The sequence below is a fragment of the Paraburkholderia sp. Cy-641 genome, from assembly GCF_011752945.1.
Classification (GTDB): Bacteria; Pseudomonadota; Gammaproteobacteria; order Burkholderiales; family Burkholderiaceae; genus Paraburkholderia.
On sequence record NZ_VWWM01000032.1, the window covers coordinates 12,167 to 38,052 of the forward strand.

At 66.2% G+C, this 25,886-nt stretch carries 21 protein-coding genes; 16 read left to right on the top strand and 5 right to left on the bottom strand.

Going from position 1 to position 25,886, the window contains the following annotated elements:
- Positions 1 to 8: 8 nt before the first annotated feature.
- From F3J20_RS18855 to F3J20_RS18865, 3 genes are all read right to left on the bottom strand, one after another.
- Positions 9 to 1,172 carry an acyl-CoA dehydrogenase family protein gene (locus F3J20_RS18855; RefSeq protein ID WP_167284185.1) on the bottom strand — a complete coding sequence of 388 codons (1,164 nt, stop codon included), beginning with the start codon at positions 1,170 to 1,172 and terminating at the stop codon, positions 9 to 11.
- 43 nt (positions 1,173 to 1,215) lie between these two features.
- Positions 1,216 to 2,427 (bottom strand): CaiB/BaiF CoA-transferase family protein, encoded by a 1,212-nt coding sequence (locus F3J20_RS18860; protein WP_167048966.1) that lies wholly within the window; start codon positions 2,425 to 2,427, stop codon positions 1,216 to 1,218.
- 248 nt (positions 2,428 to 2,675) lie between these two features.
- Complete coding sequence (locus F3J20_RS18865) at positions 2,676 to 3,620, bottom strand: LysR substrate-binding domain-containing protein (RefSeq protein ID WP_167284186.1); 945 nt, start codon at positions 3,618 to 3,620, stop codon at positions 2,676 to 2,678.
- Positions 3,621 to 3,895: 275 nt separating this feature from the next.
- Here F3J20_RS18865 and F3J20_RS18870 point away from each other — a divergent pair, with 275 nt between their 5' ends.
- The 9 genes from F3J20_RS18870 (at position 3,896) to F3J20_RS18910 (ending at position 12,824) form a co-directional block, all read left to right on the top strand.
- Complete coding sequence (locus tag F3J20_RS18870) at positions 3,896 to 4,747, top strand: transporter substrate-binding domain-containing protein (protein ID WP_167284187.1); 852 nt, start codon at positions 3,896 to 3,898, stop codon at positions 4,745 to 4,747.
- Between the two features lie 13 nt (positions 4,748 to 4,760).
- Positions 4,761 to 5,441 carry an amino acid ABC transporter permease gene (locus F3J20_RS18875; RefSeq protein ID WP_167048960.1) on the top strand — a complete coding sequence of 227 codons (681 nt, stop codon included), beginning with the start codon at positions 4,761 to 4,763 and terminating at the stop codon, positions 5,439 to 5,441.
- Positions 5,442 to 5,492: 51 nt separating this feature from the next.
- Complete coding sequence (locus F3J20_RS18880; RefSeq protein WP_167284188.1) at positions 5,493 to 6,425, top strand: dihydrodipicolinate synthase family protein; 933 nt, start codon at positions 5,493 to 5,495, stop codon at positions 6,423 to 6,425.
- Between the two features lie 2 nt (positions 6,426 to 6,427).
- Complete coding sequence (locus F3J20_RS18885; RefSeq protein ID WP_167048956.1) at positions 6,428 to 7,174, top strand: amino acid ABC transporter ATP-binding protein; 747 nt, start codon at positions 6,428 to 6,430, stop codon at positions 7,172 to 7,174.
- A 55-nt stretch (positions 7,175 to 7,229) separates the two neighbouring features.
- Complete coding sequence (locus tag F3J20_RS18890; RefSeq protein ID WP_167048954.1) at positions 7,230 to 8,855, top strand: malonate decarboxylase subunit alpha; 1,626 nt, start codon at positions 7,230 to 7,232, stop codon at positions 8,853 to 8,855.
- Positions 8,818 to 9,093, top strand: coding sequence for a hypothetical protein (locus tag F3J20_RS18895; RefSeq protein WP_167048952.1), 276 nt, complete (start codon positions 8,818 to 8,820; stop codon positions 9,091 to 9,093). Before F3J20_RS18890 ends, F3J20_RS18895 begins: the two co-directional genes overlap by 38 nt.
- Positions 9,094 to 9,418: 325 nt before the next feature.
- A complete protein-coding gene (locus F3J20_RS18900) occupies positions 9,419 to 10,399 on the top strand; it encodes a porin (protein ID WP_167284189.1) in 981 nt (326 codons plus the stop codon).
- A 65-nt stretch (positions 10,400 to 10,464) separates the two neighbouring features.
- Positions 10,465 to 11,463 (top strand): amidohydrolase family protein, encoded by a 999-nt coding sequence (locus F3J20_RS18905; RefSeq protein WP_167284190.1) that lies wholly within the window; start codon positions 10,465 to 10,467, stop codon positions 11,461 to 11,463.
- A gap of 8 nt (positions 11,464 to 11,471) precedes the next feature.
- Positions 11,472 to 12,824 carry an MFS transporter gene (locus F3J20_RS18910; protein ID WP_167048946.1) on the top strand — a complete coding sequence of 451 codons (1,353 nt, stop codon included), beginning with the start codon at positions 11,472 to 11,474 and terminating at the stop codon, positions 12,822 to 12,824.
- Between the two features lie 126 nt (positions 12,825 to 12,950).
- Here F3J20_RS18910 and F3J20_RS18915 read toward each other — a convergent pair whose 3' ends face one another.
- Positions 12,951 to 13,991, bottom strand: coding sequence for a LysR family transcriptional regulator (locus F3J20_RS18915; protein ID WP_167048944.1), 1,041 nt, complete (start codon positions 13,989 to 13,991; stop codon positions 12,951 to 12,953).
- A 78-nt stretch (positions 13,992 to 14,069) separates the two neighbouring features.
- Here F3J20_RS18915 and F3J20_RS18920 point away from each other — a divergent pair, with 78 nt between their 5' ends.
- The 7 genes from F3J20_RS18920 (at position 14,070) to F3J20_RS18950 (ending at position 24,267) form a co-directional block, all read left to right on the top strand.
- Positions 14,070 to 16,136, top strand: a complete 2,067-nt coding sequence (locus F3J20_RS18920; RefSeq protein WP_167048942.1) for a hydantoinase/oxoprolinase family protein — start codon at positions 14,070 to 14,072, stop codon at positions 16,134 to 16,136.
- The gene (locus F3J20_RS18925) at positions 16,133 to 17,869 is read left to right on the top strand and encodes a hydantoinase B/oxoprolinase family protein (RefSeq protein WP_167284191.1); all 1,737 of its coding nucleotides are present in this window, start codon (positions 16,133 to 16,135) and stop codon (positions 17,867 to 17,869) included. The genes F3J20_RS18920 and F3J20_RS18925 overlap by 4 nt, the downstream gene beginning before the upstream one ends.
- The gene (locus tag F3J20_RS18930; RefSeq protein WP_167284192.1) at positions 17,866 to 18,969 is read left to right on the top strand and encodes a Xaa-Pro peptidase family protein; all 1,104 of its coding nucleotides are present in this window, start codon (positions 17,866 to 17,868) and stop codon (positions 18,967 to 18,969) included. Before F3J20_RS18925 ends, F3J20_RS18930 begins: the two co-directional genes overlap by 4 nt.
- Positions 18,970 to 18,995: 26 nt before the next feature.
- Positions 18,996 to 20,093: an aminopeptidase P family N-terminal domain-containing protein gene (locus F3J20_RS18935; protein WP_167284193.1), complete on the top strand. Its 1,098-nt coding sequence runs from the start codon at positions 18,996 to 18,998 to the stop codon at positions 20,091 to 20,093.
- Positions 20,090 to 21,421, top strand: coding sequence for an MmgE/PrpD family protein (locus tag F3J20_RS18940; RefSeq protein WP_167284194.1), 1,332 nt, complete (start codon positions 20,090 to 20,092; stop codon positions 21,419 to 21,421). Before F3J20_RS18935 ends, F3J20_RS18940 begins: the two co-directional genes overlap by 4 nt.
- Positions 21,422 to 21,566: 145 nt before the next feature.
- Positions 21,567 to 22,913, top strand: a complete 1,347-nt coding sequence (locus tag F3J20_RS18945) for an MFS transporter (protein ID WP_167048932.1) — start codon at positions 21,567 to 21,569, stop codon at positions 22,911 to 22,913.
- Between the two features lie 133 nt (positions 22,914 to 23,046).
- Positions 23,047 to 24,267, top strand: coding sequence for a sialate O-acetylesterase (locus F3J20_RS18950; RefSeq protein WP_167284195.1), 1,221 nt, complete (start codon positions 23,047 to 23,049; stop codon positions 24,265 to 24,267).
- 132 nt (positions 24,268 to 24,399) lie between these two features.
- Here F3J20_RS18950 and F3J20_RS18955 read toward each other — a convergent pair whose 3' ends face one another.
- Positions 24,400 to 25,602 (bottom strand): porin, encoded by a 1,203-nt coding sequence (locus F3J20_RS18955; RefSeq protein WP_167048928.1) that lies wholly within the window; start codon positions 25,600 to 25,602, stop codon positions 24,400 to 24,402.
- Positions 25,603 to 25,886: the final 284 nt, after the last annotated feature.

The following is a 25,886-nucleotide window of genomic DNA, read 5'->3' on the forward strand; positions in this document are numbered from 1 at the left end:
GCCCAAGGTCACAGGGTCAGGCCGTGCTTGATGACGCTGCGCGCGATCAGCATGCGGTGAATTTCGGACGTGCCGTCGTAGATGCGGGTCACGCGGCTGTCGCGGTAGATGCGTTCGAGCGGCATCTCCTTCGTGAAGCCCATGCCGCCGAACACCTGGATGCCGCGATCGGCGACGCGGCCGATCATCTCCGACGCGTAGAGCTTCACCATCGACACCTTGTCGCGCACGTCGTGCCCCTGGTCGAGTTCCCACGCGGTGTTCTGCACCATCGTGCGGGTGGCGAAGATCTCGGTGGCCGAATCGGCGATCATTTGCTGGACCATCTGGAACTCGCCGATCGGCTGGCCGAACTGGCGGCGCTCCGCCGCGTACTGGCGCATCAGTTCGAGCACGCGCTGCGCCATGCCGCACGCGCGCGCGCCGATATGCGCGAGGCGGATCGACGAGACGCTCGACATGATCAGCCGGAAGCCCTCGCCGACGCCGCCGAGAACCTTCGCCGTCGGCACGCGGCAATTCTCGAACACCAGTTCCGCGTGGCCGTATCCGCGGTGGCCCATCATCGGCTGGACGCCCGTGATCGAGAAACCCGGCGTGCCCTTGTCGACGAGGAACAGCGTGATGCCCCCGCGCGCGCGTTTGTCCTTGTCGGTCACGGCCATCACGATCACGTAGTCGGCGATGTCGCCGTCGCTGATGAAGTGCTTGCGGCCGTTGATGACCCACTCGTTGCCGTCGAGCTGCGCCGAGGTCGCGATCGCGGCCGCGTCGGAGCCCGCGCCGGGCTCGGTGATCGCCATCGCGCAGATGCGCTCGCCGCGCACGGTCGGCAACAGGTAGTCGTCGCGCTGCGCGCCCTCGCAGGCGAGCAGCATCGGATAGACCTGCCCGAAGATGCGCCGGATCAGCGCGTCCGAGGTCTTGCCGAGCTCTTCTTCGACGAAGCACATATCGACGTTCGACAGGCCGCCACCGCCGACCGAATCCGGCATGTTCATCGCGAACAGGCCGAGCGCCTTCGCCTGCTCGCGCACGCGTTGCAGTGGTTCGGCTGGAATCCGGCCATCGCGCTCGGTGTCGGCTTCGAGCGGTTGAACCTCGTTCGTGACGAAGCGCCGGACGGTATCGATCAGTTGCTGGGTCTCGTAGGGAATGGAGAAATCAATCATCGTGGTCGGATAGAGAGGGCGTTGGAAGGGGCATGCCGGCGGATCAGGCCGTGGCGGACGGGGGCTCGGCGAGCGCGACGACCCGCTGCGACACCAGTGCCGCGATGTCGTCGTCGCGATAGCCGAGCTCGCGCAGGACCTCGGCCGTCTGTGCGCCGAGCGGCTGCGGCGCGAGCCGTACCGGTAGCGTGTCGCCGTCGAAGCGCATCGGGTTGCCGAGCAGCGTCACGTCCTCGCCCGTTGCGCCGCGGACGGTGCGAAACGCATCGAGGTGATCCAGTTGCGGATCGGCGAGCAGATCGTCGTAGTCCTGAACCGGCGCGTGCCAGATGCCGTGCTCGCCGAGCACCGCGAGCCAGTGCGCGGTGTCCTGCGTGTGCAGACGCTCGTGAACCGCGCGTCCGATCGTGTCGCGCTCGCGGTACGCATCGGCATCGGCGATCGAGGCGAGTGCCGGCAGATCGAGCGCGGCGGCCAGCGCGCGGGGCGACGCCATCGCAATCGCGAGATGACCGTCGGAGGTGGGGTGAATGCCATACGCGCCGGCGCTGAACCATGCGGCAAGACCGTGTTCGGCACGCGATTCGGCGCCGCGCGCGCCGTTCAGCCAAGCGGTCAGCGATTCCGCCTGCAGGTCGATCGCCGCCTGCAGCAGATTGACTTCCACAAGGCGTCCCTCGCCGGTGCGTTCGCGGTTCACGAGCGCGGCGAGAATGCTCATCGCGTACAACGTCGAGGCGTGCTGGTCCACGACGACGGCACCGACCGGCGTCGGCCCGCTCGCGCGAGACCCGGTGCGGGCCGCGAGCCCCGAGAGCGCTTGCAGCAGCAGGTCCTGGCCCGGCCGATCGACATATGGGCCGCTCGAACCGTAACCGCTCGCGCTCGCATAGATCACGCGCGGATTGAGCACGCGGATGTCTTCGTAACCGAGCCCGAGGCGCGCCATTGCGCCGGGGCGGAAGTTTTCCATCACGACGTCGGCGTGCTCCAGCAACTGCCTGGCCAGCGCGCGTCCCTGCGGATGCTTGATGTCGAGTGCGACGCTGCGCTTGTTGCGCCCCGTCGTCAGCAGATTCACGCTCTGCCCGCCGACGAAGCGGTCGGCAACGGCCCAGTTGCGATGGAACGCGCCCTGCAGCGGCTCCACCGCGATCACGTCGGCGCCGAGATCGGCGAGCGTTTGCGCGGCCATCGGCCCCGCATGGAAGTGGTTGAAACTGATTACGCGAATACCGTCGAGCAAAGCGGCCATGAACACTCCGGAAGCAGGAAGTCTTCCGTCGCGGCACGGCATCGGCGCGCAACGGATCAGCCCATTCAGAATATCAAGGACACCCTGGCGATAACGCGATGGCAGCTATTAATTGCCGCCCGGCAACTATAAGTCATGGACATAAACCGGCGCGACACGCTGCGGGCGCTGCCATAAGCGGCGCTTGTGCGAGACCAGCGAGACCAGCGAGACCAGCGAGAGCGGCGAGAGCGGCGAGAGCGGCGCGGTCAGCCCGGGTTCGAACGCGCGTGCACGAGTTCGCCGACGACCGCGCGCGCATGCTGGATAAAGCTCTCGGCGAGCCGCTGGCGAGGCCGGTTTCCCGGCAGCAACACGGAGAGCGGAACCGGCAGTTGCGGACGGAACGGCCGTACGACGAGCGAGCCGGGCGGCTGCGCGCAGATCGACAACTCGTCGACCAACGCCGTGCCGAGTCCTTCCCGGACGAGCCGGCACGCGACGTTCGAGAAGCGCACCTCGATATCGGCCGCGAACCAGCTGCCGTTCGCTTCCTGGCCGCGCTCGATCAACCGCCCGAGCGGGCTGCCGGCCGGCGGACCGATCAGCCGCCGGCCTTCCAGGTCGGCTGGCGTCACGTGCGTGAGACCCTCGATCGGATCGCCGACGGGCGCCACGCACATTACCTCGAATTCCGCGAGCAATTCCTTGTCGAGGCTCGCGGGGGACGGCGCCATCATCGCGAGGCCGATATCGGCCATGCCCGAATCGAGGTTTTCGATCATGCTGTCGACGCGCAGCGTTTCCAGATTGATCTTCGCGAGCGGGTGATCGACCGCGAAGCGCGTCAGCACCTTCGGCACAAGCCATTCGGACAGTTCGGCGGTCGCGAAGATGCGCAGCACACCGGCGCGGCCGGTGCGCAGGTCCCAAGCCTTCTGCTGGATTGCCTGGTGCACCAGAAAGAGCGGCTCGGCGTCGTCGAGCAGCATCTTCGCCTCGACGGTCGGGATCAGGCGGTTGCTGACGCGATCGAACAGCGGAAAGCCGAGCTTGGCTTCCGCGAGCCGGATCGCGTTGCTGACGGCCGGCTGCGACATGCCGAGTTCGTCGGCGGCGCCGATGGTCGTGCGATAGCGCATCACGGCGCGCAGCACTTCGAGTTGCCGGAGGTTGATCAGCACCCGGGCCGACGCGCCGGAATTCATCTGCATGCTCTACCTGTCTACGTCTGCGGGACGAACCATTGTAGCCAGCCAAAAATGGCGTGATATGGGCTTTTGCCCTACCGCGGCCGTCGTTCCGGCCCGCGGCCGCGAGTTCGCGCGCCGTTTGCCGGGCCCTGCCGGCGTGCTTCGGCCGCCGCCTATAACAGCGGTTTATAGTCGGCCATTTTTTTCTACTGGTACGCGATGCGCAGAAGCCGGTAACGTCTGGATGGATGGCGTTCGCATGGGCGGACGCGCTGATACCCGACCCAGGAGGTTCCATGTTTGCCTCGCGTCTGCTTTCTTTTTGTCCGGTGTGGCTGACGGCCGGACTGCTGTCGCTCGCGCACGCAGTGCCCGCCGGTGCCACCTGCGTCGGCAGCGTTCCGTCGAACCAGCTCGTGGCGGCGGGCCATCTGTCGATGTCGACGAACCCGACCTTGCCGCCGCTCCAGTATGTCGACGCCGAGGGCAAGCTGATGGGCATGAACGTCGAACTGGGCGAGTCGATCGGCCAGCGCCTGTGCCTGCAGGTGGATTTCGTGCGGATGGACTTCCCGGCGATGATTCCCGCGCTGAAGGCGGCTCGCATCGACGGCATCAACACCGGCATGTTCTGGACCGAAGAGCGCTCGAAGATGATGTACACGGTGCCCTACGCGATCTCGACGCTGGACGTCGTCGTCTCGCCGCAGCACCCGCTCGCCGTTGCCGACGTCAAGGCGCTGCGCGGTCACGCGGTGGGCGTGGAGTCCGACTCGTACCAGGAGCGCTGGCTGCGCGACCGCGCGAAGGAAGCCACGGACGAGAAGGGCGCCGCGATCGAGGTGCATGCCTACACTACCGCGAGCGACGTGATCGCCGCGCTGCGCGCCGGGCAGATCGACATGGCGGTATTGCCGAGCTACACGGCGGTCGATATCGTGAACCGCAAGCAGGCGGTGATGGCGCTGACGGGACAGGGCGCCACGCAGACCACGCTCGCGTTCCGCACGCGCGCGGTGGCCGAGGCCGTGGCGGGCGCGCTCGACGCCATGCGCGCGGACGGCAGCTATGCGAAGCTGCTGACGCGCTTCGGTATGACGCCGTTGCCCGACGCGAAGATCACGGTGCGCGGCCCGGGTCCGGTGTGAGGATCGCGCTCCCATGCCCCTGTTCAATCTGCCGGACTTCTTCGGTTACCTGACGAACGGATTCCTGTTGCGCGGCGTGCTCGTCACGCTCGCGCTCACGATGGTCACGATCGTGGGCGGGCTCGTGCTCGGCATGCTGCTCGCGTTGCTGCGCATGGCGCGCCAGCGGATCGTCGTCGCTGCCGTGCGCGGCTATATCTGGATCTTTCGCGGCACGCCGCTGCTGATCCAGCTCGTCATCATCTATACGGGACTGCCGCAGCTCGGGCTGCGCTTCGGCGTGGTCGGCTCGGCGCTGCTCGCGCTGATCCTCAACGAGGCCGCGTATCTCGCGGAAATCATCCGCAGCGGCTTCATGGGCGTGCCGCGCGGCCAGTACGAGGCGGCCGGGGCGCTCGGCCTGCCGAAATGGCTCGTGCTCTGGAAGGTCACGCTGCCGCAGGCGTTCCGGCTGATGCTGCCGTCGCTCGGCAACTCGGTCAACGGCTTGCTGAAGTCGACGTCGATCACGTCGGTGATTTCGATGGAAGAACTGATGCGGCGCAGCCAGATGCTGATGCAGGAGAAGTTCGAGGTCCTCGAAGTGTTCTGCGCCGCGGCCATCTTCTACCTGCTGATGACGACCGCATGGGGCGTGCTCCAGCAACGCCTCGAACGGCATTTCGGCGCGGCGCACGAGGCGTTGCGCGGCTGATATTCGATTCTCGATCCGATGAACCGATGACCTGATAGGGAAACGCGCAACATGACATCGAATAACGCTTTGACGGGCGTCGTCGTCGCGACGGTGCTGCCGTTCAACGACGACGAGTCGATCGACTGGACCAGCTACGAGCGCGCGCTCGCGCATGCGGCCTCGCCCGACGGCATCGAAGCCGTGTTCGTCAACGGGCACGCCGGCGAGGGCGGGGCGCTGTCCCGCGGCGAGCGCGAAGACGTGATCCGTTGCACGCGCGAGCGGCTCGGCGCGGCGCGTCCGCTGATCGCCGGCATTCTCGCGCAATCGACGCGCGAAGCCGTCGTGGAGGCTTGCGCGGCTGCGCAGGCCGGCGCGGACCTGCTGACCGTGTTTCCGCCCGCGACCTTCGCGGGCGCGCGGCCCGAGATGGTGGTTGCCTATGTGCGCGCAATTGCTGAGGCGGTCGATCGGCCGGTGATCGTATTCCAGTATCCGCTTGCGTCCGGCTATGGGTACTCGACCGAGACGCTCGTGCGGCTCGCCGCGCTGCCCTCGGTGGTCGCGGTCAAGGAAGGCAGCGATTCGATTCGGGCCTACGAGGACAATGTTCGCGCGCTGAAAGCGGCGCGCCCGGAATTCGCGATTCTCGCTTCGAACTTCGACTGGTTTCTCGCGCAGCTCGCGAGCGGTGCGGACGGCATCCTGTCCGGTTTGGCCAGCCTCGCGCCGCGGCCGCTCGTCGAATTGTGGCGCGCGTCCCAACGGGGCGACGTCGCCGCGATGCGCGCGGTCAGCGCGAGCCTGCAACCGCTCGTCTCCGCGATCTATATGGCGCCGCGCAACGAAATGTATGCCCGCATCAAGTACGCGCTGCAGCGTCTCGACGTGATCGCGTCGGCGCGGACGAGGTCGCCGTTCCAGCCCATCGATGCCACGGCGGCGCGCGCGATCGACCTCGCGCTCGCGCAGACGAACCGCTCGCTGCTCGCGGGGGGATAGCGATGAGCGACGTCGCTAAACCGCTCATCGTCGAATTCGTCGGCGTGAATGCGTGGTACGGCAGTTATCACGCGCTGAAGGACATCAACCTCGCCGTGCGGCAGGGTGAGCGGATCGTGATCTGCGGGCCGTCGGGTTCCGGCAAATCGACCCTGATCCGCTGCGTCAACGGTCTCGAAGCCTGCCAGCAAGGCCGGCTCGTCGTGGACGGACACGCGCTCGACGCGCAGCGGCACAATCTGGCAGCGGTTCGCCAGGAAGTCGGGATGGTGTTTCAGCAGTTCAATCTGTTCCCGCATATGACGGTGCTCGACAACCTGATTCTCGCGCCGATGTGGATCAGAAAATTGTCGCGCAAGGACGCCACCGCGCTTGCGATGCACTACCTCGAACGCGTGCGGATTCAGGAGCACGCGGCCAAGTATCCGGGGCAATTGTCGGGCGGCCAGCAGCAACGTGTGGCGATCGCGCGTGCGTTGTGCCTGAAGCCGCGCGTGATGCTGTTCGACGAGCCGACCTCGGCGCTCGACCCGGAGATGATCAAGGAAGTGCTCGACGTGATGGTCGGCCTTGCTCGCGACGGCATGACGATGATCTGCGTCACGCACGAGATGAGCTTTGCCCGCATGGTGGCCGATCGCGTCGTGTTCATGGACAAGGGCGAAATTCTCGAGGTCGCGCCGCCGGACGTGTTCTTCTCGCGGCCGCAGGATTTGCGCGCGCGTGCTTTCCTGAACAGTATCGCCTGATGCGGCGTGCCGTGGATTAGGCCGATGTTTCGACGAGGTTCTTTCGGGAGTTGACGTGATTCAATGCATTTCCGCCGACGAAGCGGCCGCCCTGGTATCCGACCGGGATTTCCTGATGGTGGGCGGCAATACCGGCTCGGGCGTGGCCGAATCGATTCTCGAAGCGCTCGAGCGTCGCCATCTGCGCGGCGAGGGTCCGCACGACCTGACGCTGTTCCATGTGACCGGGGTCGGTGCCGTTCACGAGAAGGGCCTGTGCCGGCTCGCCCATGCAACGCTCGTCAGGCGGGTGATCGGCGGAAACTTCGGCATGCAGGTGCCGTTCATGAAGCTGATCCGCGAAAACCGGATCGAGGGATACAACTTCCCGCAAGGGGTGATGACGCAGCTATGCCGCGCGATGGCGGGGCGGCAGCCCGGTCTGATTTCGCGCACCGGATTGCAGACCTATATCGATCCACGCCAGGATGGCGGCCGGATGAACGCGCGCACGACCGAGCCGATGGTCGAGCTGCTGACCCTCGCCGGCGAGGCGTGTCTTTTCTATCGTGCGCCGGGTGTGCCGGACATCGCGATCATTCGCGGCACCTCGGCCGACGAAGACGGCTATGTGAGCATGGAGCACGAGGCGACCACGCGCGAGGACCTGTCGATTGCCCAGGCCGCTCATAACGCCGGCGGTATCGTGATCTGCCAGGTCAAGCGCATCGTGCAGCGTGGCAGCCTGCATCCGCAGATGGTCAAGATTCCGGGCTTTCTCATCGACTATTTCGTCGTCGATCCCGAGCAGATCCAGACCTATACGACCCGCTACGATCCGGCACGCTGCGGCGAGACGCGCCTGCCGGTGGCGATGATCGAGCCCGATCCGCTCACCGTGCGCCGTGTGATCGCGCGGCGCGCGGCGCTCGAACTGCGCCGCGGCGACATCATCAATCTCGGCGCCGGCTTGTCCGCGATGATCCCGAACATCGCGGCCGAGGAAGGCATAGCGGATCTCGTGACGATGACCGTCGAATCGGGCGTCGTCGGCGGCGTGCCCGGCCATACGCGCGAATTCGGCACGGCGGTCAATCCGCGCGTCATTCTCGACCAGGGTTATCAGTTCGACTTTTACGACGGCGGCGGCTTGACCTGCGCGTTCCTGTCGTTTGCCCAGGTGGACCGGGACGGCAATGTCAACGTGACGCGCTTCGGCAAACGCTACGACGGTTCGGGCGGCTTCATCAACCTGACGCAGAATACTCGCCGCCTCGTATTCAGCGGATCGCTGACGGGCGGAGAGTCGGACCTCGATCTGCACGAAGGCATGCTGCATATTCGCCGCGACGGGGCATTCGACAAATTCGTCGAGCGCGTCGACCAGATCAGTTTTTCCGGCCAGTTGGCGCGAGAGCGCGGGCAGCAGGTGACCTATATCACGGACCGTGCCGTGTTCGAATTGCGCGAGCACGGTCTCGTCATGACGGAGATTGCACCGGGCGCGCGTTTGCAGGAAGACGTGCTCGCCCGCATTGGATTTCCCGTCGAAGTCAGCCCCTCGCTCACGACGATGGAGGCCTGCCTGTTTCGGCCCGGGCCGATGAATCTGCGCGAACGGATTGCGTTCGCGCAGCCGCGGCGTGAATCGGGTGGGCGGGGGCGTGGAGAAGGCGAATCGCGATCCCCGCGATCCCGATGATTCCGGCGGATCGATTGAGCACGTCGTCCGGATGTCCGCGGCGAATGTCGCGCTGCTCGGCGGCTTGTCGAAGCCGTTCTTCGTGTACCTGTACGGGCCGTGGAGCTTGACGGCCTTGAGATCGTACGCAAGCTCCACCTGCATTGCGCTCTTGCTGCTGCGCATGCCTTCGACGCACGTCGTCAGATCGGGCGCCCTGCGCCCGTCGCTCACACAAGACGTCTCTTTCCCTGCCTGACAGCGTCGACGCCGCAACGCGGCCTCTCGACGTTTGCTCCCACCGTCGCTTCCCTTCAACTCATAGCCTCGGTGCTATGAAGTCATAGCCCACCCGGCAATTGTTTGACCGCTCTCCGGTCGTTACATTGCTTCAAAGCAAGCTTCACAGCAACGCCACGAGTGCCTCGCGACAGACGACACCAGGCGTTGTCATCGCAGGACTCCGTACCGGTGACAAGGCAAGGCTCCGACAGCGGCGCTGTGCCATGCAACGGGTACGGAGATTACATACAACGAATGGAGACAACGAAGTGCGCCTCTCGACCCATGTCGCGACGCTAACGATGTTAGCAATCGCGCCTGGCGTGGCCTGTGCCCAATCGGCGGTCACGCTTTACGGTTCCATCGACGGCAGTCTGCGCTACCTTACGCATGCGGATAGCGCCGGAGATGGACAATTTCTCACCGGAGGCAAGGGCTTGTACGAGTCGAATCGCTTTGGCGTTACCGGCGAGGAAGATCTTGGCGGCGGACTCAAGGCTCACTTCAAACTGGAGTCGGCATTCGACAGCGGCACGGGTGCGCTCGGCACGCCCGGCGCATTGTTCACCCGTGAAGCGACGGTCGGCCTGAGCGGCCCCTGGGGCGGCGTAAACCTCGGGCGGCAATTCTCGGTCAGCGCGCGCACGGTGTCCGCGTTCGACCCGTTCACGTTTCATTACCTGAGTATCACGCCGTTGTCGAAGGATATCGTCGGCACCTCGTCGGATCGCTTCGACAACGACATTCAGTACACCGGCGAATTCGGCAACCTGATCGCGCGCGCCGAATACGTGCCGGGCGGTGTGGCCGGCAGCATCAAGACCGGGACGGCGCTGGCGGCCGGCGCCACCTATCGCATTGGCGGCGTGCGCTTCGGTGCGGCCTACACGGAGTGGAACGATTTCGGCGGTCCCGGGCTCAATCGCAATCAGTTGTCGGCAGGCGCGGACTATCGTATCGGCGCGTTCCGCGTCACCGGAGGCTATATTGGCGATCGGCAGGACGGCCTCGCCGGCGACAGTCTTTCGCGCGATCTCTGGCTCGGCACGGTCTATACGTTCACCCCGGCATTCGCCCTGACCGATGCGATCTATCGCACCGATTACGATGCGCGTGGCAAGAAGGGCTCGAAAACGCTTCTGATGGCGGGCATCACCTATTCGCTGTCGAAAGAGACGCTGCTGTATGCGGAAATCGACAACACCCGGTTTACCGGTACGGCGATCACGAACGGACAGGGCAACCAGTTCGGTGTCGGGTGCGGTATCAGCAAGCGGTTCTGAAACGGATCGCGGACAGTTACACGACGTCACGGCCATGGTGGGCGTGACCAGACGGAGCATGGAACATGCGTATTCTCGACTCTCATTTTCACTGGTGGCCGCGCTCGATCTTCGAGGCGTTGTGCAAGCGTGAAGGTTTTCCGCGTGCGCAGAGCAACGGCAAAGGCGGCTATACCTATTGGCGGCAGGAAGGCAGCGTGGCGCGCTTCAATCTCGGCGCGGAGTGGTTCGATCTCGACCGGCAAATGGCGCATATGGACACGCTCGGCTACGAGGTCGACGTAATTGCCTCGATCGGTCCGTTCTCGCTGCATTTCTCCGATCTGCCGGTGGACGAGGGCCGCGAGGCGGCCATGATGTGGAACGAGGAAATGGCCGGCGCGCAGCGCCGCTATCCGGGCCGGCTGTGGGCCACCGCCGCCGTGCCGCTGCGCGATACCGACGTGGCGCTCGAAGTGGTGGATCATGCCATCGGCAAGCTCGGGCTCGTGGGCGTCAATTTGCCCGGCAGCGTCGGTTCGCTCGACCGCATCGACGCCGCGCGGCTCGAACCGTTCTATGCGCACGTCGCGAAACTCGGCGTGCCGCTCTTCCTGCATCCGACCGACTCGATTTTCCCGGACATTCTCGACGGCTACGACGGCGCGCTGTATCTGAGCCTTGGGCGCGTCATCGACGTCAGCGTGTCGGCCTGCCGGCTCGTGCTTTCCGGGATCATGGAGCGTCATCCGGACCTGAAGGTGATCATGTCGCATACGGGCGGCGCGCTGCCGTATCAGGCGGGACGCATGGACAAGAACGCGAAAGCCGCGAAGCTGCTGTCTCCGCCGAGCACCTACATCAAGCGCATGTATACCGATACGGTGTCGCCGCATGAGCTGGGCATCCGTTTCGCGATCGAGTTTTACGGCGCGGAGCATGTGATGTACGGCAGCGACTATCCCTGCTGGGACCCGGCTACCGCGGTGCGGCTGTTCGAGGAAGTCGGCGTGTCGAAAGAAGACCAGCAGAAGATTTTCTACGGCAACGCACGACGCCTGTTCGGCTTGCCGGACGCCGCCTGAGCACTGCCATGCCCGAACGCCACTCTATCGATCTCGAAGCGCTGATCGACCAGCGCAAGCTGGGCGGTTTCCAGATTTTCGTCGCGGTGCTGTGCGCGGCCGCGTTGCTCGTGGACGGTTTCGACACGATGGCGATCGGCTATGTCGCGCCGGCGCTGATCAAGGCATGGGGCATCGATCGGGCCGCGATGACACCCGCCTTCGCGGCGGGCCAGATCGGCCTGATGCTCGGCTCGATGGTCGTCGGCCCGCTCGCGGACCGGTTCGGCCGGCGGCCCGTGATGGTGTTCAGTTGCGTGGCCTTCGGTCTGCTTTCGCTCGCCACCATGCGGGTCACGTCCGTCGGCGAACTGGCCGTGCTGCGTTTCCTGATCGGCTTCGGGCTGGGCGGCGGCATGCCCAATGCGCTCGCGTTGACGAGCGAGTACATGCCGTCGCGCGTGCGCGTGACGGCCACGATGATCATGTTCTGCGGTTTCTCGATCGGCGCGGCGCTGGGTGGCTGGGCCGTCGCGCATCTCATCGTGCGGCACGGCTGGCAGGTCGTGTTCCTGATCGGCGGCGTGATCCCGCTCGTGCTCGCCGTGGTGCTAGCGCTGCTGTTGCCCGAGTCCTTGCGCTTTCTGGCGGCGACGGGGAAACATCCGCGGCGTCTCGCACGCTGCGTGCGCCGCATTGCGCCCGAGGCCGATCCCGAAGGCCGGGCCGCCTATGTCGTGACGGAGAAAAAGGCGGCGGGCTTCGTGGTGCGCGAGCTGTTCACGGAAGGCCGCACGCGCATGACGCTGCTGCTATGGGCCATTACGTTCATGGTTCTGCTCGATCTCAATCTGCTGTCGAGCTGGGTGCCGATCATGCTGCACGATTCCGGACTGTCCATCGAAACCGCGGCGGCGGTGACGATCGGCTATCAGGTGGGCGGCGCGTTCGGCAATCTGCTGCTGGGCCGTTTTGTCGACCGTTACGCGCCGTTCCTCGTGCTGGTCGTCACCTTCGTGATCGCGTTCGCGGGCATCGTGAGTCTCGGGCTCGCCGGCACGCACGTCGCGTTGCTTACCGCGCTGATATTCGTGGTGGGATTCTGCGTGATAGGTGGAGTCGGCGCCTCGGATGCACTGGTGGCGACCTGCTATCCGACCGGGATGCGCGTGACGGGTCTTGGCTGGGCGATCGGCGTGGGCCGTTTCGGCGCGGTGATCGGGCCCACGCTGGGCGGCTTCGCGTTGACGATGGGATCGAGCGCCGCGAGCTTCTTCGCGATCGGCGCGCTGCCGATGCTCGGCGCGGCCGCCGCCGCATTCGTCGTGCATGCGGACTCGCGCAACGTCGCGCGGACCACGCCTTCGCTGCGCGGCTTCTAGGCCCGCGGCCTCGCGCCGCGAATGCGGCGCGCTTATCTGCAATGCCCCGCGCTTATCTGCACTCATCGGCGCTTACCTGCACGCTTATCTGTGATTACCCGCGCGCGAGACACAGCCCAAGCTGCATCAAACGCGCATTCTCTCTGCGTCCCGCACGATCTCGACGAGCCGGTCGATCTCCGGCATGTCGGATTTCGCGTTGCGCAGGTAGTGCAGCGTGAGGTGCATCGGCGGGACGTCCACGTCGAGTTCCACGATGCTGCCGGCGGCAATGTCCTTTTGCACCGAGCGCCGCAGCGAACACGAGATGCCGATTCCCGCGATCACCATATTGCGCACCATGCTCATTTCCTGCGCCTGCGAGGCCACGATCGGCTCGGCGAGACCTGCGGCGCGCAGCATGTCGGCGATCGTGCGGCCGAAGTACGAAGTGTCGTAGGCCACGATGAACGGGTACTGCGCCAGCGTGTCGATGCTGATGTCGGTCTCGTTCGCGAGCGGATGGTCCGGCGCGGCGATGAACGCAAGCCTGTAGCGGCTCAGCGGCTCGGCAGGCAAGCCGGGAACCTCGCCGTTGCTGAGCAGAAACCCGAGGTCGACCTGGCCGCGTGAACACAACGAATGCACTTCCTCGAACGTGCCGGCCAGCGCGACTAATTCGATTTGCGGAAACTCGGTGGAAAATTCGCCCAGCGATTTCGACAGCACGGAATCGGCGACGAAGCGCTGTGCCGCGAAGCGCAGCTTACGTTTGCTTTTCTTGAGATTGGCGGAGATCGCCGTCGTGCGCTCGAGCGTTTCGAGCGCGTAGGTGTAGAAGGCCCGGCCGGCGGCCGTGAGTTGCGGGCTCACGCCCGGGCGGCGTTCGAACAGGGCGCCGCCGATCTTGGCTTCCAGCTCGCGGATATGAACGCTGACGGAAGGCTGCGCGATGTCGAGCGCTAAGGCTGCCGCGCCGAAACCACCCGAGTCGACAACGGCGACGAAGACCTGCAGCCCACGCAATGTAACCGGCAACATCTGTTCCTCTCCGCTCCGCGAATAACCCATAGCTATCTTACTATGGATCCATAGCCTGATGGCGGATTGCCTGCGTGCCCCGGGGTCACTTAAGGTTGGGTCACAGAACGACAAAAAGGAAAAGGAGACAACTACACCGTTGGCCATTCCTGTTCTGCTGCATGAGCGGTGCCGATGCGTGAGCGCATCGCACTACTGATCAAATCTGACTATGTGGAATATGCGATGAATCAAGTTGGTGTGGACATAGGCGGGACATTCACGGACCTCGTGGGGTATCGGGCGGGGGAGCTTCTGCTGGCCAAGACCCTGACCACGCCGGCCAATCCCACGCAGGGTGTGGCGACGGCGCTGGAGCTGGCCGGCACGCAGCTGGCCGAGCTCGACGAGTTCCTGCACGGCTCGACCATGGCGATCAATACGGTGCTCGAACGCAAGGGCGCGGCAACCGCGCTGATCACGACCGAAGGTTTCCGTGACGTCTACGAGATCGGCCGCGGCAACCGGCCCGACGCGTTCGACATTCATTTCCAGCGTCCGCAGCCGCTGATTCCGCGCGACCTGCGCTTCGAAGTACGCGAGCGTCTGAACGCGAAGGGCGAAGTGCTGACGCGCCTCGACGAAGACGCCGTGCGCGGGCTGGGTGCCGAACTGGTCGCGCAAGGCATCGAGTCGGTGGCGATCTGCTTCTTGCACGCCTATGCGAACCCGCAGCACGAACTGGCGGCCGGCCGCATTCTGCGCGAGGCTTACCCGGACCTGTTCGTGACGCTCTCGCACGAAATCCTGCGCGAGTTCCGCGAGTACGAACGCACCTCGACCACGGCGCTCAACGCCTATGTCGGCCCGCGCGTGCGGCGCTATCTGCAGACGCTGAAGTCGCATCTGGACGAGCGCGGTTTTCGCGGCGGGATTCAGATCATGCGCTCGAACGGCGGCAGCATGTCGCTTTCGCATGCGGCCGTGGAGCCGGTCTCGATGATGGAGTCGGGCCCGGTGGCGGGCATGATCGGCGCCGGGCACGTCGCGAAGCTGCTCGGCATTCGTCAGGCGATCGGCTTCGACATGGGCGGCACGACCGCGAAGGCCACGCTCATCACCGAAGGCATTCCGGCGATCGAGGACGGCTACTACATCGGCGGTTATGCGACCGGCCAGCCGATGCAGTTGCCCGTCGTGTCGATCGTCGAGGTGGGCACGGGCGGCGGCAGCATCGCGTGGCGCGACAAGGCGGGCGGTCTGCACGTCGGGCCGCAGAGCGCGGGCGCGGCGCCGGGCCCGGTGTGCTACAGCCGCGGCGGCGTCGAGCCCACGATCACCGACGCCAACGTCGTGCTCGGGCGTCTCAACCCGGGCCGCTTCCTCGGCGGTGGCATGGCGCTCGATGTCGAAGGCGCGAAGGGCGCACTGGCGAAATACGTCGGCGAAGGGCTCGATCTCTCCGTGAACGAGGCAGCGATGGGCGTGGTGCGCATCGCGGACTCGGCGATGGCGCTCGCGGTGCGCGCCGTGTCGGTGCGCAAGGGCGTCGACCCGCGCGATACGGCGATGATCGCCTTCGGCGGTGCGGGGCCGGTGCACGCAGCCGCGCTGTGCAAGGAAATCTATATTCCGACGCTCGTGATCCCGAAGCTGCCGGGCAACTTCTCGGCGATGGGCATGCTGCTCGCGCCGTGGCGCCAGGACCTCGTGCGCACGCTCGTGGGCGTGCTCGGCCAGCTCGATCAGCAGGCTGTGCTCGCGGCCTTCGACGAACTGACGGCGGCGGCGAAGCGTCAGCTTGCCGAAGACGAGCTCGACGCGGACAAGGCGCAGTTCGATTTTGCCGTGGACCTGCGCTATCGCGGCCAGGAGCACAGCATCACGGTTCCGCTCGCCGGGCCCGATGCGCTGTCGCATACGAACACCGCGATGCGCGAGCGCTTCGACGAACTGCACGATCAGCGCTACGGGCATTCGGCGGCGGGCGAGATCATCGAGGTCGTCAATCTGCGGCTCACCGCGACCGTGTCGCGCGGCGACGCCATCGATAGTTTCATCAGCGCGCCGTTCGAAGCCGAAGCCGCGCGCGAAGAGCAGGTGCGCGAGGTGATCTTCGACGATCCCGAGCGTCCGCTCACGGCGCGCATTCTGTGGCGCCCGGCGCTCGCGCCCGGCTTCACGGTGGAAGGACCAGCCGTGATCGAGGAGCCGCATTCGACCACCGTCATCTTCCCCGGCGACGTCGCCCGCATCACCGAACACGGACACATGGTCGTGTCCATCAAACTGCCCGAAGGAAATCAGCCATGAAGACCCAGCAAACCTCTCAAGCGGTTGCCGCGGCGCGTCGTCCCGCCGTGGACCCGATCACGCTGGAAGTGGTCGGCAATTCCCTGATCGCCTACGCCGAGGAAATGGCGCTCGCGCTGTGCAAGTCCGCGTACAACATGATGATTTACGAGGTGCGCGACTTCTGCTGCGGGCTCATCGATACCGAAGGCCGGATGATCTGCCAGAACGAAGGCGGCCTGCCGATCTTTCTCGCGGACCTCGGGATCGCCGTCAAGGACGGTATCGACCGTTTCGGCCTGGACGGCTTCGCACCCGGCGACGTGATCATCATGAATCACGCCGGCGTGTGCGGCCAGCATCTGAACAACGTCGTCGTGTACACGCCGTGCTTCTTCGAAGGCAAGGTGGTGGCGTTCGCGGCCAACCGCGCGCACTGGGCCGACGTGGGTGGCCTGCGCACGGGCTTCGGCAACGTGCAGACCTACGAGATCTTCCACGAGGGCATCCAGATGCGCTCGATCAAGATCTACGAGGCCGGCCGCCGCAACGAAGGCGTGTGGCAGATGATTTCCGACAACATCCGCTTTCCCGAGGCGTCGCTCGGCGACCTGCGCGCGCAGATCGCGGCCTGCCAGCTCGGCGGCCGCCGGCTTGCCGAACTCTATGGGCGCTACACGGTGCAGACCGTGAGCGATTGCATCGAGGCCTCGTGGGACCAGGCGGAAGCCGAGGCGCGCGCGGTGGTGGCGAGCATTCCCGACGGCGTCTATACCGCCGAATCGCGGCTCGACAGCGACGGGCGCCGGCTCGACGTGCCGCTGCGCGTGAAGGTCACCGTGATCGTGGACGGCTCGAATCTCACCATCGACTATTCCGGCATGAACGAGCAGGTGCCGGGGCCGCTCAACTCCGGCTACTCGGGCGGCCTGTCGGCGGCGCGCGTCGCGTTCAAATGCATCACGATGCCGCACGCGCCCGTCAACGAGGGCTGCTTCCGCGCGCTCACGCTGATTTCGCCGGAAGGCACCATGCTCAACGCGCGCCCGCCCGCGGCGCTCGGCCTGTGGAGCATCGCCTTGCCGACCGTGATCGACACGCTGCTGCGCGCGCTCTCGCAAGCGCTGCCTGACTTCGTGCCGGCCGCTCACAAGGGCGACATGGGCGGCTGCTCCTTCTACGGGCAGCGCGAGGAAAACGGCGAGCGCTACGTGCTGATGAATATTTTCGGCGGCGGCTGGGGCGGGCGCGCGAAGGAAGACGGCGCATCGGCCTCGGTGTCGATCTGCCAGGGCGACGTGCGCAACACGCCGGTGGAGCTGCAGGAAATCCGCTATCCGTTCCTCGTCGAATGCCACCAGCTGCGCGAGGACAGCGGCGGCGCGGGCGAGCATCGCGGCGGTCTGGGTGTCGTGCTGCGCTACAAGGCGCTGCAAAAGAGCACCGTCAACGTCAACCTCGAACGCATCATCGAACCGCCGTGGGGCGCGAAGGGCGGCAATCCGGGCGCGAGCAACGCGGCCATGATCCGGCGCCACGACGGCGCGGAACGCTCGGTGACGAAGGAAAGCAATATCGCGCTGGCCGCCGGCGACACGATCACGTTCTGGACCGCGGGCGGCGGCGGTTACGGCGAGGCACGCGAGCGTGCGCGCGAGCGTATCGAGGACGATCTGCAAAAGGGCTATGTGAGCGTGGCGGGGGCGTTGCGCGACTACGGCGTGCGGCTCGACGAAGAGGAGGCGACACCATGAGCGCGCAACTTCATCAGGAGCGTTCGGGCTGTCTGCGGCGCGCGATGGCCGATGCCGGGCTCGATCTGCTGGTGGTGCCGGGCGACGCGTGGCACAGCGACTATCTGCGTTACGCGCTCGACCTCACGCCGATGGAAGGCGAGGCCATCGCCTGCATCGAACGCGACGGCGCCGCGCGGGTGTTCGTCGCCAGTCACGCCGAGGCTGCGCGATTCGCCGCCGAGCAGCCCGCGGTGCAGGTGTCGTGCTCGGCCGATCCGCTCGCGCAAGCCGAAGCCTGGATTGCCGCGCGCGGCGCGGCGCAGGCCGCGCTGGTGGCATCCGGCGTAGCGCCCACGCGTCTTGCCCGGGGGCCACTGGGCGCGGGCATGACGGCGGCCACCGCGTGGTTCGACCGGCTGATGGTCAGGAAGAGCGCGGCGGAAGCCGATGCGGTGGCGCGCGCCACCGCGCTGGCCGACGCCGGTTACGCGGTGTTCCGGGACGCGGCGCGCGTGGGCTGCAGCGAATACGAACTGATCGCCGAAGTCGAAGCGTGGTTCCGCAGCCAGGGATGCCCCGAGAACTTCGTGATTCTCGGCACGGGCGGTCGCGAAGTGCGCGGCATGCATCCGCCCGGCGACAGGCGCATCGCGGCGGGCGATCTCGTGACCACCGAACTCACGCCGTGCGTCGACGGCTACTACGCGCAGATCTGCCGCACGCTCGTGGTCGGCGAGCCGACCGACACGCAGCTGCGCGCCTATGCGGTCTACCGGGAGGCGCTCGAAGCGGGGATCGCGGCGGTGCGACCCGGCGCGACGCACGGCGACGTGGCGCGCGCGCAGAACGACGTGTTCCGCCGCCACGGTCTCGGGGACTACGTGACGTCGGCGTATACGCGGGTGCGCGGCCACGGCGTGGGCCTTTTCGTCGACGGGCCGCACGTGCTGGAAAACGTCGAACTCGTGCTCGAGCCCGATATGACGCTGATCGTGCACCCCAACACGTATCACCCCGAGGCCGGCTATATGGTGCTCGGCGATACGGTGCGCGTGACGGCGAGCGGTTGCGACGTTCTCACGGGAACGACGCGCGATCTCATCAGTGTGCCGGCCTGACCGCCTGCGTAAAAGGAGTCCTGACTATGCGTCGAGGTTTGATCAGCTGGTCGCGGGAGGAAGTCCCGCAAGCGATACTGGAAGCCCGCGTGGCGCGGTTGCAGCAGGCGATGCGGGAGGCGCGCCTGGATGCGGTGCTGGCCTATACGTCGTTCGCGCAGCCCGCGCCCGTGCAGTGGCTCACGCACTTCGTGCCGTACTGGAGCGAGGCGCTCGCGGTGGTGTTGCCGCACGGCGCGCCGACGCTGCTCGCCGCGCTGACGCCGCGCGTGCATCCGTGGATTCGCGAGGTTTCGCATCTGGGCGAGGTCGTGTCGGCGCCGCGTCTTGGCGAGAAGACAGGGGAGTTTCTGCGCGAGCAGGGGCTCGGAGATCGTGCCGATAGCAAGGCGCGCATCGGCGTGATTGGTCTGGATGGGCTGCCGTGGTCCGTGGGCGAGCCGCTCGTGAAGGCATTCGGTGAAGACAGTCTCGTCGATGCCAGTGCGCTCTACGCGCAATTGCGGCAGACCGCGGATCGCGCCGAACTCGATCTCGCGAAACGCGCCACGGCGATCGGCGAGGCCGCGCTGCTCGCGATTCCGGCCGGCGCGACGCGTGCCGCCGAGGTGCTGGCGGCGATCGAAGCGTCGGCACGCCGCGCGGGCGCGGAAGAAGTGTTGCTGCGAATCGCACCGGATTTCACGCGCAACGCCACGCTCTCGCGCATGGAAGGCGACGCGCCGCTCGGCGAACGCTACGCGGTGGAGCTGTCGGTGGCCTACAAGGGTAGCTGGGTGCGGGTGAACCGCTGCGTCGCGTCGGGTGGCGAGCCGTTGTCGTGGCAAACCTCGAGCCGCTGGCTGACGGATGCCGCTGCGTCGCTCTCCGTCGCGCAGGCGGCGCCGCGCTTCGCCGACGTGCCGGGCGGCGGCGCGCTGAACGCGTGGACGCTCGAGACCAGCGTGGGCGTGTATCCGCTGTCGGTCGTGGCCGCGCATGACCGGCCACCGGTCGCGGCGTTGTCCGCCGGCGGCCTCGCGGTGCTCTCGGTCGAACTCGCCTTGCCGGACGGCCCGTGGCGCGGCAGCGTGCCGCTCGCGGTCGCCGCCGACGGCCGCGAGAGCATCTCGCTCGCCTCATGAGCGGCATGCCTGTGTCCACGTTCATCGAGGAACTCGCCGGGTTCGCGGCGTCGGCGTCGAGCGAGCCGCATCGCGAGGCGATCGGCCTGCAACTCGCCGATTCGGCCATTGCTTTGCTCGCGGGCGCGGCGAGCGCGGAAGGCCAGGCCGTGCGGCGCTTCGTCGCCGATACCGACGGCGGGCCGCTCGCCGCCTGCGCGAGCCTCGCCGCGACGATGCGGCTGACCGAAGTCGATGACATTCACCGGTCCAGCGCCGTCACGCCGAGCGCGATCGTGCTGCCCGCGGCGCTGACGCTGCGTATGTCGTTCGCGCGGGAGGCTGCGCCGTCGCGCTTTGCCGATGCGCTGTTCGTCGGCGAGGAACTGTCGATTCGCCTTGCGCTCGCGCTGGGCGGCGTGTCGTTGCTCACGCGCGGCGGATGGCCGAGCTACATGGTGGCGCCGTTCGGCGCGGCGGCGACGGCGGGCCGGCTGCTCGGCCTGACGCCGGAGCGGATGCGTCATGCGCTCGCGCTGGCGGCGGCGCAAACGCCGCCGCCGATCGGCCGTGCCACGGGACAGCGTCCGGGCCGCTGGCTGCTGTTCGGCCAGGCGGTCCGTGCCGGTTGCGTCGCGGCGTTGGCGGCGGCCGACGGCATCGACGGCGACGTCGCTCTGCTCAACGATGCGTGGCTCGGGCGCATCGGCGGCGAAGCGGCGAATGCTGCGTGGCTGGCGCGCAAAGACAGCGATGCGCCCGCGCGCGAGTCGATCAGCGTCAAGCCTCACTGCGCGGCCAAGCAGGCGTTGGCAGCGGTGCACGGTTTGCAGGCGCTGCTTGCCGATGGCCTCGATCCCGCAGCGATCGAAGCGGTAGAGGTGCGTGTGCCGTCCGCCTACGCGGCGATGCTCGATCGCGAGCCGCCCGAGGCCGGCCGGCTCGCGAGCCTCGTCAGCGTGCGCGGGCAACTCGCGCTCACGGCGTTGCAGCCGGCGTCGCTCGACGACGTCGCGCGCGACGGCTTGCGATGGACGGCCGATCTCGCCGACTTTGCGGCGCGTGTGCGAGTGATGGCCGACCCGTCGCTCGACGGCCTGTACCCCGCCAAATGGCCGGCACGCGTGAGTGTGCGGGCGGGTGCGAGCACGCACGAGCTTACCGTTGCAGACAGCGCCGGCGATCCGGCCCTGCGTTTCGGCATGGGCGAACTCGCCGGCAAGGCGACGCGGATGCTCGGCGCGCACCCGGCGGCGGACCTCGTCGACACGGCCCGGCGTGCCGCGACGGAGCCTGCGCAACTCGATGCGCTATGCGCGCGGTTTTGGCATGATCTGCCGGGCTCATAGTGTTCGGGCTATAGAGACATAGCCCAATGGCCGCTTGCTTCGGCCGGAACCGATTCGCTAACGTGTTCGCGTCCGCCGCGGCCTGCTTGCGCGGACCGGATCGCGGGCACCGTCATCACGACATAAAGACAATGGAGACAACAGCATGAACGAAACGACGACGCTCAACGTCGGGACGTTACTGGGCAATCAGCCGCTGCGGTGGCTGCATATCCTGATCGTTGCGCTGCTGGCGGCGACGATGGTCGTCGACGGCTATGACATCTTCATGGTGGGGCTGATTCTTCCCGCGCTTTCGCACGGGCTGAACGTACATCCGGCCGCGCTGACCCAGGTCTTCGTCCTTCAACAACTGGCGCTATTGATCGGCACGCTGGTTTCCGGCCCGATGCTGGACCGCTTCGGCAGACGGCGCGTGCTGCTCGTCGCCATGCCCGTGTTTGCCGTGCTGACGATCGCCACCTCGCAGGTTCGCAGCGTGCTGGAACTCGACGTCATGCGCTTCGCGGCGGCGCTGTTCTTCAGTGCCGTGATTCCCGCCGCCATTACGCTCGCCAACGAGTTCGCGCCCGCGAAGTATCGCTCGGCGGCGGTTTCGGTGGTGTTTTGCGGCTATGCGGGCGGCAACCTGATCGGCGCGAGCGTGCAGGCGTGGATACTGCCGTTCGGCTGGCAGGCGGCGTTCTGGGTGGGCGGCCTGCTGCCGCTCGTGCTGGCGGGCTGCCTGTGGCTATGGCTGCCCGAGTCGCTGCAATTCCTGGCGATGCGCGACCCCGCGAACCCGGCGATCGGCAACACGCTGCGCCGCCTCGATCCGGCGTTCGTGGCGGCGCCCGGGCAACGCTATGCCGTGCACGACAAGCATCAGCGCGTGTACAAGCTTTCGCCGAAGGTGTTGTTCACGAACGGCCGTGCGGCCGTTACGCTGCTGCTCTGGGGGGCTTACCTCGCGACCGGCATTTTCAGCTACATCAACAACTCGTGGACCACGACGCTGCTGCACCTCACGCGTCACATGCCCATGGCGCACATCGCAGGACTGCTTGCCGTCAGCGCGATTGCGGGCGTGATCGGCACGGCGAGCAGCGGCTTCGTGATGGACCGCTTCGGCGCGGCGCGCGTGTTGCCGAGCTATCTGACGGCGTCCGCGCTGATCGTCGCGGTCATTGCGACCATGGACGTGTATTCGCAATGGGCACCGTTCGCGTTCGCGGCGCTCGGCTTTCTGTACAACAGCAGTTGGGGCGCGCTGAATGCCTTTTGCGCGACGATCTCTCCCGCTGAGATGCGCGCGACCAGCGTGGCGTGGGCGCATGGCGCTTCCAAGGTGGCGGGCATGATCGGTCCGGCGATTGGCGGCGCGATGGTCCGGGCGCAATGGGACTTCACGCCGATCTTTCTCGTGGCCGCCGCGTTCGAACTCCTGTCGGCGTGCGCGGTATTGCTGCTCGTGACCCGTCGCAAGGCGGCGCCGGTTCCGCTGCGCGCGTGAGGGTTGCCATGGGGTGATCGGAATCGTTGATCGCGATAACCCTGATCTGGCTTGTGCGCCGCATTCCGCGCACATAGGATGGTCGGCCGACATTGCCATGTCATCGAATCGCGACAACGTGTGCCACCGCCCCATGACGACTTCACACCCGCCCGTACCGGAATACGATCTGGAACATTTCATTGCCACGGGGCAATCGCTTGCAATCGGCGCGCAGGGTGCGCCTGCGCTCGCCACGCCGCTCCAGCGCACGCTCATGTACGACACCGGTATCCGGGCGCTCGGCAAGCAGCCTCAAGCATTGGTCGATGCGTTCGAAGCGGAAGTCGAAACCTGTCTGTCCGGATTTGCCCATTGGCTTGGCCGTCTGCGGCCGGTGAGCCGGCCGGCGCATCGGACTATCGTCAGTGCGGTCGGCGTGGGCGGCGAAGAAATCGCCAACCTGCAACGCGACACGCCGCCCTATCGCGACATCGTCGAGCAGGTACGGTGGGCGCGCGCGGAAGCGCAGCGCCGCGGACTGACCTACCGCGTATCGGCGCTGGCGCTGATGCAGGGTGAAGCCGATGCGTTGCTCGGTACGGGCCTCGTCGGGTATCGCGCTCAGGTCGCCTTGCTGCAACGCACGCTCGAAGCGGACCTGCAAGCGGTGACCGGCGTGACCCGTCCGATTCCGATGTTTCTCTATCAGACCGCCAGCCATGGGCGCTATGCGGGAACCGCTCTGCATCCCTCGGTTGAAATTCCGCTCGCGCATTGGCAGGAAGCACGCGACAACCCGAACCTGCATCTCGTGGCGCCCATGTACCCGTTCCCGTATGCGGACGGGCTGCATCTGACCAATCACGGCTATCGCTGGTACGGGCACTATCTGGCAAAAAGCATCGCCCATTGGCTGACGACGGGCGAGAAATGGCGGCCGCTCGAGCCGACGCGTGCACGGCAACGGGACAGCGTTCGCGTTGGCGTCGACTTTCATGTGCCGGTGCCGCCGCTGCGCTTCGATACGTCGCTGGTCCGGCAACTCGACGACGGGATGAACGGCTTCGAACTGTATGACCAGACGGGCCGCGTCCCGATCTCGCACACGCGGATCGTCGATGGGACACAGGTCGAACTGGTTGCCGCTCGTGCGCTGAGTGGTGCCGTAACGGTCGGCTATGGCCTGACGCCGGTCAATCAGATGAACTGCGATGACACGGGGCGGTTTCTCGCCTGGAACGCGGGGCCGGCCTCGGGTGTGCGCGGTACGCTGTGCGATTCGGATCGATCGGCAAGCGATCTGAGCGACATGCACGGCAATCGCTATGCGCTTGCGAACTATTGCGTGATTTTCCGCTTGCCCTGCGATTGAACGGGCGCGGCGGGTGGTCCGCGACGCACCCGTGACGTGATCGCCGCGTGATGTGTTGAGCCCCGGCATCCGGCCATGCCGGGCACCGGGCGCATGCCGTCAGGTGCCCGGCATGCCTCGACGTTGCAGTGCTTAGAAGCGGTGGCGAATACCGAACGTGGTGGCGAACTGGCGATCATTCGACGACGCCGTCAGCCCGTCGATTGCCGCCACCGCGCTCTTGCCGGTCGTGTCCTGGCCGCTCGCGTGCTGATAGATGGCGACGAGATAAAGATCGGTGCGCTTGGACAGCGCATAGTCGGCGGCCAGATTGACCTGGTTATAGGTCGCGTTCTCCAGCGCGCCCACCGACGAACGGTTCGTCAGCGCGTATGAGGCGCCGAGCTGGAATGCCGGCGTAAGGTGGTACGACGCGGAAATTTCGCCGATATTGAAGATGCTTTCCCCGCTCAGGTGCTGCGGATTCAGGCCATTGCCCGGCTCATGGCCGAGATCCTGATATCGAACATTGCTATAGGCGCCTTTGAGCGTCACGCTGCCGAAGTTATACAGCGCACCGGCCACGATCCCCTGCATGAGCCCCGCCGAAGCGAGACCGCTGATCACCGGACTGGACATGTTCAGGGAACTGGCGGACGTTGCCGTCGCGCTGCTCGGCTTGTCGCCCCAGTACGAATAGTTCGGATCGCGCTGATTCATATAGCCGACGCCGGCCGCGAAGCCGCCGTGCCGGTAGACGGATGCGAAGCTATAGATCTGATTCTGCGTGAAATTGCCGGCCACGCCGCCGAGGCTGTAGAACGCGCTGAACGTCAGGCCATGAAAGTCCGGCGAATTGTATTTGATCGAGTTGTTCGTGCGATTGGTGCCGCCGAGGTTATCGAGGTCGGCCGGGTGAGCGCCGAAGGGGCCGGCCCATTCCGTGACTTCGCCGTTGCCCGCGGCGCCGGCCGACGTGAACTGGGCGAGGCTGACGGTGACGGGGTCGTACTGGCGGCCGAGCAGCAGTGCGCCGTATTGATCGTTGTGCAAGCCAACCCAGGCGGCACGGCCGAACAGGTCGCCGCCCTGGCCCAATGCACCGTTGTTGACGGTATAACCGCTCTCGAGCTTGAAGAGTACCTGCAGACCGCCGCCCAGGTCTTCCGTGCCGGTCATCCCCCAGCGCGAGCCCTGAAGATTGCCGGACGTCATCTCGAACTGCCGCTTGCCGCCCGCATTGCTGTTGATGACGAACCCGCTATCGATCAAGCCATAGAGCGTTACCGAACTCTGTGCAAAGGCACTGCCGCTTAAGGTCGCACCGATCAATGCGGAAAGTAGGGTCTTTTTCATTGCGATTTTTCTCAAGTTTAATATGGACTATCGTCGTGGTGATTCAGGAATGCCTTGATTGATTCGTATGGCTAAGTAATGACCGTTGTGAGGCGGCCGTTGCGAGGCGCGAGCATGCCAGGTCCGCATGAACGCAGGTTAAGGGGGGCCGGGCACGCTGGATTCCCGGTCGGGGAATCGGAATGAGCGCGGGTGTGTCCGGTGCAGGACGCTACGCCACGCGGCGTTTCCTGCTTAGGAACGTTGCGGCGAGACAGGCGAAAGGCAGCCGGTCGGATTGCCTC

Coding starts and splice junctions, on each gene's coding strand:
- F3J20_RS18865 (WP_167284186.1), bottom strand. CDS start 3,620: ATGCAGATGAATTCCGGCGCGTCGGCCCGGGTGCTGATCAACCTCCGG.
- F3J20_RS18945 (WP_167048932.1), top strand. CDS start 21,567: ATGAACGAAACGACGACGCTCAACGTCGGGACGTTACTGGGCAATCAG.
- F3J20_RS18880 (WP_167284188.1), top strand. CDS start 5,493: ATGACATCGAATAACGCTTTGACGGGCGTCGTCGTCGCGACGGTGCTG.
- F3J20_RS18930 (WP_167284192.1), top strand. CDS start 17,866: ATGAGCGCGCAACTTCATCAGGAGCGTTCGGGCTGTCTGCGGCGCGCG.
- F3J20_RS18940 (WP_167284194.1), top strand. CDS start 20,090: ATGAGCGGCATGCCTGTGTCCACGTTCATCGAGGAACTCGCCGGGTTC.
- F3J20_RS18855 (WP_167284185.1), bottom strand. CDS start 1,172: ATGATTGATTTCTCCATTCCCTACGAGACCCAGCAACTGATCGATACC.
- F3J20_RS18870 (WP_167284187.1), top strand. CDS start 3,896: ATGTTTGCCTCGCGTCTGCTTTCTTTTTGTCCGGTGTGGCTGACGGCC.
- F3J20_RS18915 (WP_167048944.1), bottom strand. CDS start 13,991: ATGGCCAACGGTGTAGTTGTCTCCTTTTCCTTTTTGTCGTTCTGTGAC.
- F3J20_RS18885 (WP_167048956.1), top strand. CDS start 6,428: ATGAGCGACGTCGCTAAACCGCTCATCGTCGAATTCGTCGGCGTGAAT.
- F3J20_RS18875 (WP_167048960.1), top strand. CDS start 4,761: ATGCCCCTGTTCAATCTGCCGGACTTCTTCGGTTACCTGACGAACGGA.
- F3J20_RS18920 (WP_167048942.1), top strand. CDS start 14,070: ATGAATCAAGTTGGTGTGGACATAGGCGGGACATTCACGGACCTCGTG.
- F3J20_RS18900 (WP_167284189.1), top strand. CDS start 9,419: ATGTTAGCAATCGCGCCTGGCGTGGCCTGTGCCCAATCGGCGGTCACG.
- F3J20_RS18935 (WP_167284193.1), top strand. CDS start 18,996: ATGCGTCGAGGTTTGATCAGCTGGTCGCGGGAGGAAGTCCCGCAAGCG.
- F3J20_RS18860 (WP_167048966.1), bottom strand. CDS start 2,427: ATGGCCGCTTTGCTCGACGGTATTCGCGTAATCAGTTTCAACCACTTC.
- F3J20_RS18910 (WP_167048946.1), top strand. CDS start 11,472: ATGCCCGAACGCCACTCTATCGATCTCGAAGCGCTGATCGACCAGCGC.
- F3J20_RS18925 (WP_167284191.1), top strand. CDS start 16,133: ATGAAGACCCAGCAAACCTCTCAAGCGGTTGCCGCGGCGCGTCGTCCC.
- F3J20_RS18905 (WP_167284190.1), top strand. CDS start 10,465: ATGCGTATTCTCGACTCTCATTTTCACTGGTGGCCGCGCTCGATCTTC.
- F3J20_RS18950 (WP_167284195.1), top strand. CDS start 23,047: ATGACGACTTCACACCCGCCCGTACCGGAATACGATCTGGAACATTTC.
- F3J20_RS18955 (WP_167048928.1), bottom strand. CDS start 25,602: ATGAAAAAGACCCTACTTTCCGCATTGATCGGTGCGACCTTAAGCGGC.